10 protein-coding genes and 1 pseudogene are annotated in these 10607 nt (G+C 42.7%); 9 read left to right on the top strand and 2 right to left on the bottom strand.

Going from position 1 to position 10607, the window contains the following annotated elements:
• Positions 1-12 precede the first annotated feature (12 nt).
• The 5 genes and pseudogenes from PL85_RS17585 to PL85_RS17565 all read left to right on the top strand — a co-directional run.
• Positions 13-747: pseudogene (locus PL85_RS17585) on the top strand (actin cross-linking domain-containing toxin); the annotation flags it as partial.
• A gap of 24 nt (positions 748-771) precedes the next feature.
• Positions 772-1569, top strand: coding sequence for a DUF4123 domain-containing protein (locus PL85_RS17580; protein WP_064626573.1), 798 nt, complete (start codon positions 772-774; stop codon positions 1567-1569).
• Positions 1566-3701, top strand: a complete 2136-nt coding sequence (locus PL85_RS17575; RefSeq protein ID WP_115339950.1) for a T6SS phospholipase effector Tle1-like catalytic domain-containing protein — start codon at positions 1566-1568, stop codon at positions 3699-3701. Before PL85_RS17580 ends, PL85_RS17575 begins: the two co-directional genes overlap by 4 nt.
• A gap of 1 nt (position 3702) precedes the next feature.
• The gene (locus PL85_RS17570; RefSeq protein ID WP_047688820.1) at positions 3703-4446 is read left to right on the top strand and encodes a DUF2931 family protein; all 744 of its coding nucleotides are present in this window, start codon (positions 3703-3705) and stop codon (positions 4444-4446) included.
• Between the two features lie 62 nt (positions 4447-4508).
• Positions 4509-4904, top strand: a complete 396-nt coding sequence (locus PL85_RS17565; protein ID WP_115339949.1) for an MAPEG family protein — start codon at positions 4509-4511, stop codon at positions 4902-4904.
• A gap of 5 nt (positions 4905-4909) precedes the next feature.
• On the opposite strand, the gene PL85_RS17560 is transcribed toward PL85_RS17565, so the two are convergent.
• The gene (locus PL85_RS17560; RefSeq protein ID WP_115340325.1) at positions 4910-5539 is read right to left on the bottom strand and encodes an START domain-containing protein; all 630 of its coding nucleotides are present in this window, start codon (positions 5537-5539) and stop codon (positions 4910-4912) included.
• A gap of 175 nt (positions 5540-5714) precedes the next feature.
• Here PL85_RS17560 and PL85_RS17555 point away from each other — a divergent pair, with 175 nt between their 5' ends.
• Complete coding sequence (locus tag PL85_RS17555) at positions 5715-6464, top strand: substrate-binding periplasmic protein (protein ID WP_064626577.1); 750 nt, start codon at positions 5715-5717, stop codon at positions 6462-6464.
• Positions 6465-6521: 57 nt separating this feature from the next.
• On the opposite strand, the gene PL85_RS17550 is transcribed toward PL85_RS17555, so the two are convergent.
• Positions 6522-7478 carry an AEC family transporter gene (locus tag PL85_RS17550; protein ID WP_094147289.1) on the bottom strand — a complete coding sequence of 319 codons (957 nt, stop codon included), beginning with the start codon at positions 7476-7478 and terminating at the stop codon, positions 6522-6524.
• Positions 7479-7604: 126 nt separating this feature from the next.
• On the opposite strand from PL85_RS17550, the gene PL85_RS17545 reads away from it, so the two are divergent.
• The 3 genes from PL85_RS17545 to PL85_RS17535 all read left to right on the top strand — a co-directional run.
• Positions 7605-8213 carry a TetR/AcrR family transcriptional regulator gene (locus PL85_RS17545; RefSeq protein ID WP_115339948.1) on the top strand — a complete coding sequence of 203 codons (609 nt, stop codon included), beginning with the start codon at positions 7605-7607 and terminating at the stop codon, positions 8211-8213.
• 148 nt (positions 8214-8361) lie between these two features.
• Entirely contained in the window at positions 8362-9219 is an 858-nt protein-coding gene (locus PL85_RS17540) for an alpha/beta fold hydrolase (protein WP_115339947.1), read from the top strand.
• A gap of 195 nt (positions 9220-9414) precedes the next feature.
• On the top strand, positions 9415-10607 hold a 1193-nt coding region (locus PL85_RS17535; RefSeq protein ID WP_215809361.1), incomplete at its 3' end, for an SLC13 family permease.

Below are 10607 nucleotides of genomic sequence, written 5' to 3'. Positions count from 1 at the left end.
ACCTAAGCGGAGAAGAGCCAGTTTTTGTCATTAACTCGCGATGAGCGGTTGGATGATGAAGAAACGGCTTCCTCAGTATTTGCTTACTTAACGTCCATCTATATTAAAACCGCTGAGTTGTCGAAAAAATTTGGTATTTATATCAACGAGTGGCAGCCAGAATCAGAAGGCATTACACCTAATGCTAATGGTTTAACGGACCCTAAAGTGAAAAATGCTTGGGAGATATTACCAAGAACTAAGCCTTCGAAAATGTTAGAGGTATTAAGTGCTAAGGATTCTCGAGTCGTGCGTAGCAAAATAACTCCAGAACTTTATTCGGTGTGTTCAAATGATCTCGCCGTTAATGTATTTCAATACTTTCAAAATGGTGGAGAAGTAGCGGGGCATGGCATCAATAACGCCACCATCGGTGATCCTAAAAGCCCACAAACAGCGATACTTTTTGAGTTTCGAACGGTTCCAAACGCACTGCAAGGTTATTTACCCAAGGTCGAATCTACTGCAAAAACAGACACCAAGCTACTCGATGCATTTGAGGGTAAAAAACGTACATTAGTCAATAATCAAGTTGACGATGTTATCCAAAATAGTGGCGATCAATTTGAGCTCTGGTACCAAAACTATCGGCAGAGTATAAACATGCCTCCAGTCAAAAATGCGAAAAAAAGCGCTTCAGCTAATCATAAAGCTGAATGGGTCAAGGCGGAAAAACCACAAGAATGGCAACGCATTACTAGCCAATAACCATCAAAATACAGGGATGTAATGATGATTAATCAATGGGTAACGCAACAAAGCGGATCTGTGTATTGGCTTGTTGGATATAAGACAATCAAGCATGCGATGCTTGAAAACGGCGGTATGAGTTTCGAAAACATGGCCGTACTATTTCATGGAGATACTTTTTCTTCAGTAATGGGCTTATCTCCGTGGCTCGTTCCAGTATCTGGGAAAGTGTTAAACCTGCCAGTCGAGATTTTGCAGCAAGGTCTATTTCTAACCAGTTCAACCCGTACTGAAGTAATGCTCGATCATTTACAAAGCTTATTGATAGCTTCACTTGATGGCGAAGAAGTGATGTTTCGTTTTTACGATCGTGATGTGATTATTCCCATACTACGAGCGATGGATGAAGCCGAGGTGAATCACTTTTTAGGCAACATCAACCAATTGGTGGCGATTGATCACCATAAAGAAGACGCTCTCATTACCTTCAGTAATACCTCACGCAGTGAATTTGTGCTTCGTCACGGGACTTGGTGGAAGATGTTACCTCACCACCTAGCGCCTTTGTACAACGTAAATGTTCATGCCAATTCCTTAGAAAGACGTTGGTGGGAGCTACTGCCGCATCTTTTACAACGCTTAGAATCACCGCAGCAGACGATATTATCAGCCTTGCAATCAGCATTAGAAAAGCAAAATAGCTATGAGGTCGCAGAGCAGCATGCGTTAGTTGCGCTCGTCACTGCAACCGATACCGCGCTTGATGATTTATCCCATCCTTTACATTTAACATTGGATGAATTGAAAGAGTTAAAGGCCATTAAGGAGAGCTGGCAATGAGAAGTACAACAGGAGTTAGCCCTTTTTGTGCGCCGTGTGAAAATCGAACGCATTGGATTGAAATTATCATCCGTGATGAGTTCAATAAGCCATTTGAAGGCATCACTGGTACTATCACTGACTCTGCAAAGCATAAATTTCCCGTCGTATTAGGTGAAGCACCTATCTTGCTTAAAACGCTTGCCCCCGGCCCTGTGACGCTCACTCTCGATGCTGAACAATGGTTAAGAGAGTCTCAGGGCAAACTGAGAACACCCAATAATGAAGCCGATCCTACTTTGGATTTTGCCAAGCAATACCAAGACCATTTAGGTAATAGTGCCCGTTTTCTAAACGTAACCAGTGGCGATCTAACCGAATTAACGCGAGAACAAGCTCTACCCGTAAGGCACCAAAAAGGCCAAGCGGATGCTTGTAATTTACTGACAGATAAAAGTTATGTTCTTAAAGTGAGAGGATTTAACTTTATTACCTTACGTGTAGGTATGTTTTTTGATGGCACAGCCAATAATAGCTACAGTGCGCAGTGGGGGAAAACTCAGTTAGAGAATTACTATCAAACATGGAAAATGAAATACAAGGTTGATTGCGACATTATTTCCAGAAAAACAGGGCGGCTTAAAAACGACATTCCTGCTACTCACTTATCGAGCGAGTGTTTTGATTATCCTAAAAAAGACAATTTCTTTATCTCTTTATTTAAAAATGATGAAGGCGAACTAGAGACAGTGGCAGGTAGCGCCACTAATGAGCTAACCAATGTACAGAAGTTGTTTGAACTTTATGAGAAAAATAAATTTTCTGAAAACAGGCTTGCCTATTCTATAGCTGAATATGTTACGGGTATTGGTACGGGAAATAGCACCAATATTGCACCAGCTGATGAATCGGAAATTTTTGGGCAGGGGGCTGGGATAGGTAAATATGGTGTGACCGCTAAAGTCAGTACTTCCATAGAGCAACTGTCAACGTCAATTATAAATATTAAATCAGTCTTTGCTGAAGCAGATCCGAATACCGTTGACGGTTTTAATAAACTGCAGTTTGATGTATTTGGCTTTAGCCGTGGAGCCGCTGCCGCAAGACATTTTATTAATGTAGTACTAGATGGCGAGCAGGGCGAGTTTGCTCAAGCGTTTAGTAAGGCGTGCCAAAAGAGCGGCATTCCCTTAGCTTACGGGTTTGATTGGAGTGAAGCAGATGAGGCTAAAGCCAGCTGTGAGATTACTTTTGCAGGCCTGTTTGATACCGTTGCTTCTGTGGTTGACCTACTCTCTTTTGATTTTTCAACTCATCATGACAATGGTGATGTGAGGTTATGGATTGATCCTCAGCGCGTTCGGCGTGCTGTTCACTTAACCGCCGATCCTAGCATTGAGTGTCGTTATAACTTTAGCCTCAACCATCTTAACTCTGTTGATTCGGTAGATCATTTTCATGAATTTGTCCTTCCAGGAGCCCATTCCGATATTGGTGGTGGTTACCATTCACGCCTGAGCTACAACAACAGTGATTATTTCTTGCCGATCTTAGAGAAAAAGTTGGTGAAGCGTGCGAGCCGCTCTTTCTCTGACCGCTGGGATAAGGATCGCGCCGAGCAATACGTGAGAAGAAAGCTGTCTGAGTATAAGCAACGTGATTTAGCCACCGGTTGGCAGGAAAGTGACTATGTAGAACCAGAAGTTGAGTTTATTGAACAAGGTAAAAAAGAGGGCGGAAGAGTGGTCGGCCGCCTTTATATACAGCGAAAGGTGGAAGGAGAGCTCTCCCGTGTATACCTTAGGTTGATGTATGGTCTAGCCGAGTATCATGGGGTACCAGTGGCCGATGCGGATGGTTTTTTGTGGCAAAACCCTGAAGAATATTTATATATAGTCAAAGATTTTACGTTTCAGCCTGTCGAGCGTTTCTCGTTTAGCCTCGAGCAATTTAGTCAACAGATTCTTGATATGGCAAAGCAAGGGCAATATACCAAGTTAGAGAGTGAATTTGATGCAAAACGTAAACAAGAGTTGATGCAGCTAAACTTATTTCATCATTCGTCGGATGATAGTTTTGCACTCAAACCGCTTTGGGACAAAAGTCAAGGCTGCTATAAGCGCGCCAGCTACCCATGCGAAGAAGGAAAGTAGAATGTATTTAAAAAGTGTATCTGTTTTGTTGATCACGGCATTGTTAAATGCCTGCTCATCGTATGCGGGGCCAATACCGGAGAAGGCATGGAGTGTTAGCGTCTCTATGCCCTCTTTTTACCCTGTTAAAGTGACTCAAGCTTATGGAGTAAATGAGGCGCAAAACTGGACGTCTCCTTTGCATACCTTTTCTCAGTTTATGAGAATCAGTGATCTAAAAAATGTTCAAGGTTGGTTACCTGAATATGATGGTTTTGGGTTGCCTGTTCATAGTTTTGCTATGAATACGCAGGGTGAGCAGGTTGTAAAGATTAAATTACCACCAGATAGTCTTTACTTGTACTGGGTTTCACTTATTAACACTCAGTTTTACGTGACCAAATATACTGTATCTGAAGATGTGAAAAGTTTGATGGCACAAAAAAGTCTTTACCAAAATAGAGATGGTTCATTGGGTAATGTTTGTTATCGCACCGAATTCGTGTTTGGTTTACTGCCCAATGGGCAAGCCAAAGTTTGGTTAAGAGGTTGTGGTACGACCATCTATTTAGCTGAATTGGCACCAGATAAAGTCATGGATCGCGATAGCAATGGTTTTGGTGTGGAAACGTATAAGCAGTCTGGTTCTTCATTAGAGCGTATTCACCAACGCGCAAAAGATGCCGGTGTATCAATTGACCCGATTCCTTGGGATAAAGTGGATAAGGTGTACTCGGCTCAGGAGATTAAGCCACTTCAGCACTAGAGATTGCTTTGAATCAGAGTAGTGATCTGAACGTGCTTGATGCACTACTGACCTGAAAAGGAATGACCATGGTTACTGCTCTATATGCATCGATACTTTCAGTATTATTTTTGTGGCTAGCGATTAACGTTATTAAACAGCGTCGGGCTAACCAAGTGAGATATGCTGATGGTGGAGTACCAGCACTGCAATTAGCGCGCAGCGCGCAAGGAAATACCGCAGAATACATTCCTATTACTTTAATCCTAATGGGGTTATTGGAGTTTAATGGTGCCAGCGTATGGTGGATCCACGGGGTGGGTATTACGTTTATCGTTGGCCGAATTTTACATGCCAGAGCGATTTTAAGTGACCAACTTAAAGGGCGGATTCGTGGTATGAAGCTAACGTTCAGTGCGCTGGTTATCTTGATCGTGCTGAATATTGTTTACCTGCCTTTTGGCCAAGTATTGGGTTAAGAATGCTATTCATTCACGGCAGGGTGAAGTTTATCTTGATAGGTGGCCAATTCTCGGCGCAAGCCTTTAAATGTGGTAAAGGCACTGTCAGTGGACAGTTTGTTCACTAACCAGTTAGGTAGTGCACCTCCTGGATTAGCGAAGGCAATATAATCGATGTGAGTCATACCATTAGTCAGTTTTTGCAGCGTCCAATGTGCGTTGACTTGAGTGATACGGATGTATCCCGGTTGTTCAGGCAAGTAATTTAGGGCATCCACTATGTCTAAACTTAAACCATTAGGTAGCATCTCAAATTTTGAATAAGTCACCATATCTCTGTTTTTAGCTGGCCATGGTGCCGAGAATTGGGTGTAAACAATATTCTCGGTATCTGAAATTTTTTGCAGCACACGGCTGTTACTCACGTTATCTATCCAGTTTGGTACATGTTCACTGTCATCTAATAGCCGCATAAAAGCGAAATAGCTAGTGGGTACGAACATTTGCGCCCGTATTTGGACTAAGCCATCGCTATGGTGGCGCGAGTAGATCGTAATGCCGTCTTCTGATTTTACCTGTAACCAATCGACCGAAGTCGCTGCCAAACTAGCAACATTGCTAAATAGTAGGCTTAAACCAACTACCCATTTCATCATGGTTCTTTCCTCATTGATGTTGTAGCACGTGGCCTTATTTTTGTCGTGTTGGTTACAAAAAGTGGGTTTAAGAACTGCACTAGCATAAAAACATAAATATATTATGTATACGTTTTGTTTTATTAGTTTTTGTTATGTTTCTTGAAAGTTTGCTCAATGTTCAGGTACGGCAATGAAATCTTTAAGATGGTATGAGGTTTGGTTCTGTCTCATCCTATCATGGATTTCTATCCCCGTATGGGCAGCGCCATCCTCAATACACAATAGTCATGTCATTCGTATTAGTGCGGGTGAATGGCCGCCGTTTATTGGTCAACACCTTGAAAATAATGGTTTTGTTGCTGAGATTATCCGTAAAGTATTTAAGGATGCCGGCTACGAAGTTGAGTTTCATTTTTTCCCATGGGCGAGAGCATACGCCGAAGCCAAAGCTGGACGTTATGATGCAACTGCTATTTGGATGTTTAACCAAGAGCGGACGGTAGATTTTTATTATAGCGAAGCGGTGAGCGATGAACGCTTCGTGTTTTTTCACCATAAAGAAACCGACTTTCACTGGGAAAGCCTCTATGATCTTAAGGGGTTACATTTAGGAGGTGGCATTGCCTACAGCTATGGTGCCGAGTTAGACAGATTGTTAGAAACGCAGCAAATAAAAATGTCTCGAGTCAATGATCCAAAACAGAACTTCGAACGGCTGGCGAAAAAGCGGATTGATCTCATGCCAGAAGAAATTCATATCGGTTATTACACTCTGGATAAATACTTACCGCAATGGCGAGAAATGATCACGCACCATCCCAAACCTTTTCTCATCAATAATAACTATCTGTTGTTCCCTAAAATGGGTGAACGAAGTGAACAATTGTTGACGCTATTTAATCATGGACTGAAAGAAAGTGATGTCTCCATGATGGAATGATTCGCTTTTTTTGAATGGCCCTTCCTTCTTACCTTTCCGCAGTGAATTAAAAGGCGGTTAGATTAAGTTCAGAGACGCGAGCAGGAAGATGCCTAGTGTACAAGTAAACAGTGAAAATACGGTCGTCAATGCAATGATGTTGGCCGCTAAGGTTGCATTTCCTCCCATAGCTCTAGCCATAACATAACTGGCCGCAGCGGTAGGGGATGCACTCATCAAAAAGACTAGCCCGAGATCTAACCCGCGAAAGCCAAAAAGTAACGCACCCGATGTGATCAATATCGGGGCGAGAATCAGCTTATGGGCAGTGGCAAACCAAGCCGGTGCTTTGTCGCTTCTGAGTGAACCTATATTGAGTGAGCCGCCAGTACACAGTAGTGCTAATGGTAGTGTCATATTGGCAAAATATTGGCCAGCATCAGTAACCATTTTCGGGATTGGAAGGGATAAGGAATAGCATAAAACGCCGAGCAGAATACCAATAATCAGTGGGTTTTTGGTGAGTGTTTTGGCAATCACTCCAGCGGCTTTGAGCCCTGAACTTTCCCCTTTTGGCGTGAGTGTTATCACCGCTTGAATATTATAAAGGATAGTGGTTGCGGCAACGTACATCGCCGCTAATGCTAGCCCAGGTTCGCCATAAGTATTTGCGACATAAGCCAAAGCGATAATAGCGGTATTCGCACGAAACCCGCCTTGGATGATCACGCCGTGATCCAGATGTTGTGGGAACGCTTTTTTGGTGAAAAAAGTCGTGAAAAGAAAAAATAGGAAATTAGCGAGTAGTCCATAGCCAATCAGTGCTGCACTGGAAGAAAAATCGTGCTGTGATTTGACGATGCTAAGAAATAGCATGGCTGGTAAGGTGACTTGGAATACGATGCGTGACGCGACATCGATGAAATTATCGTTGATAACCCTCGTTCGCTTTAGTACAACGCCCAGTACTAACATCAAACAGATAGGCCCTGTAATTGAGGCCGAAAACAAAAGTTGTTCGATAATCGTTGTCATATCAATCCATTGAAGTTGCTCATAGCGTTGCTATTCTTCCACAGTTCCTCATTTTGCAAAATCAAATTTGCAAAAAAGAACGAACGTGCTAAAAATAGCATGGTATGAATTGAGAGTCGGCATAATATGAGCAAAGGTAGAATTACAAGAGAAAATGTACTGAACAAAGCGTTCAAATTAGCCAGTGAAAACGGTTTGGAAAGTCTCACTATCGGTGAGTTGGCAAAACAGTGCGGTTTATCAAAAAGTGGTTTGTTTGCGCATTTTAATGCTAAAGAAAATTTGCAAATTGCAGTATTAGAGCATGCCCATTCTGTGTTTACTGAGCGTGTTATTACACCGGCTCGCCTGATTGGCGACGAGAATATCGAAGCTAAATTGCGAGTGCTGTTAGAGCACTGGTTAGGTTGGAATCATTCATTCCAAGGCAGTTGTATGTTTTTAGATGCGTGGAAAGATGCCGCAACTTGTGATTGTGCAATTCAAAAAGTACTTAAAAAAACCATCGCGACTTGGATTCATTACTTGCAAATTCAAATTCAAAAAGGGGTTGATAGCGCACAGTTTCATCCGAAATTGGATGTAAAGCAGGCTGCTTATGAGTTGTATGGACTCTATTTAAGTGCTCATTTGTTCTACTCGATCTACGGCCAAATGGAAAGTTATCAACATTTTTGGAAAGGCGTGGACGATTTAATGTCTCGATGGCGGAATATAATGAAGCAGCAATGTTAGCTAATTCTCGCTTTTCGCAGTGAGAAGAACGAGTTTTCAACAGCGCAGATGCGCTTTTATTTAACTAAATCAAATTTTTAACAAAATCAAAATTTTTTAATTAGAAATAGTACGAACGTTCTATTTTATCGAGAGGAAGGGCAACTCAGTGAGTGAAAAAATCTATTTCAGCACCTCAAACACATTCAGTGTGAAACGTACATTGGTCAATATGAGCACTCGTCTTCATCACACGCTCGCACCGTCACATGCCAAAAAAGTTGCACGAAATGTATTGTTGACTCCGGCAAGAAGTAAGCCTCAAAACCAGCCGCCAATTGGCCTGAAAACTGGCCGTGTAATGTGTGTCGAAGGGGCTCTGACGACTTATCAACTCGGAAGTGGTCCCATTTGGTTATTGACCCATGGTTGGTCTGGCACGGCAAGTCAGTTTTATCCACTGATGGAGCATATTGCGGCACGTGGTTATACGGCATTAGCTTATGATCACCCAGCACATGGTCAAAGCGAGGGAGTGTATGGTCACATTCCTGCGTTTGTTGGAGGGTTGGAAGCGATACTCGATAGTATTGACAATGTTGCTGGTATCGTTGGACACAGTATGGGGACGGCCGCCGCATTAGAGTGCCGACATCATAAAATTGAGCATTGTCCCATGCTATTGGTTGCGCCCGTGCTGGATTATTTGGATAACTTATTCAGCAGTGTGGCAAGGTCTGGCTATTCAATGCGCTTATTTGAGGCCGTTGTTGCGGAAGTTGCTGATCAATATCGTTATCCCATTCAATCTATTGATCCTTACCATAAGCTTGCTCAGCGTCAATCTCGCAGCGTCATTGTTCACGATGAGAATGATAAGTTCACCAAATATTCTGTGTCAAAGCGAGCGGCAGAAGAAATCGAGAAAGTGTCACTTATTACCACCCAAAACCAAGGACATGGACGTGTGATGAAAGGTGAACAAGTTAAGTACGGATTTGATTTGTTGGCAGGAATACCATGCTAAGGTATTCGTTTTAAGCTTATTTGAAGCCGTAATTGGATGGGTGTAATTTAACCAATAGTTTTCCATTTATTTCAAAGTGTTAAATTGTTAACCATAGTCTTGATAAGGTTAACAATTTCGCAATAATTATTATCTCCTTGTTTGAATATGTGTGATCATATTGTTGCCAGTAGGCCCTCATAAGGAAAAATAATAATGAATAGAAACGATAGTGTCCCTTTACCCTCCAACACCCGAGAATGGTTTTTTAACCGCAACAGCCTTATCATCCTAGCCGATATTGTCCTGTTTTTTATCTTGTACAATGCCTTACCTGTTGATTCTAATGTCGCTTTGGGCATTAGTATGCTGGCATTTATTGCTGTGCTGTGGTTAACGGAAGCTTTACATGTCACGGTCACTGCCATTCTTGTGCCTATCATGGCCATCGTTTTTGGTGTTTTCAACACCCAAACGGCGCTCAATAACTTTGCTAACTCGATTATCTTCCTATTTTTAGGTGGATTCGCATTGGCTGCTGCTATGCATCGGCAGGGGCTGGATAAAGTTATTGCCGATAAAGTTCTTATCATGGCGCGCGGGAAAATGAGCGTTGCGGTATTCATGTTGTTTGGTGTGACTGCCGCGCTTTCAATGTGGATCAGTAACACCGCCACCGCTGCGATGATGCTACCGCTTGTGCTTGGAGTGCTCAGCAAAGTGGATAAAGACCGTGGTCATTCGACCTATGTTTTTGTGCTGTTAGGTATTGCTTACAGCGCCAGCATTGGTGGTATCGCAACCATCGTAGGAAGCCCTCCTAACGCGATTGCCGCGGCTGAGGTTGGTCTTTCATTTACAGATTGGATGAAATTTGGTGCTCCAACGGCGGCGATTATGCTGCCCATTGCGATTACTATTTTATATTTCGCATTAAAACCGGATCTTAATGGAGAGTTCGAGCTCAATTATGAACCTGTTACTTGGGATAAAGGTAAAGTCGTCACGCTTGGTATTTTCGCATTAACGGTTTTTTGTTGGATATTTAGCAAACCAGTCAATGCCATGCTGGGTGGTTTTGCGAGCTTTGATACTCTGGTTGCGCTGGGTGCGATTGTTTTGGTCAATTTTGCCCGAGTGGTGCACTGGAAAGATGTAGAAAAAACGGCAGATTGGGGGGTATTACTGCTGTTTGGTGGCGGTATTTGCTTGAGCAACGTACTTAAGCAAACGGGAACCAGCGTTTTCCTAGCCAATGAACTAAGTGCCCTGATCTCTCATTTAGGTCTGTTCTTTATTGTATTCGTGATTGCTGTTTTCGTGGTGTTCCTAACGGAATTCGCGAGTAATACAGCCAGTGCAGCGCTGCTTATTCCGGTGTTTGCCAGTGTTGCTGAAGCCTTTGGTAT

The sequence above is a fragment of the Vibrio anguillarum genome (assembly GCF_001989995.2).
GTDB lineage: Bacteria > Pseudomonadota > Gammaproteobacteria > Enterobacterales > Vibrionaceae > Vibrio > Vibrio anguillarum.
The sequence above is the reverse complement of the archived record's forward strand: the minus strand, read 5'-3'. Positions and strand labels throughout refer to the sequence as shown.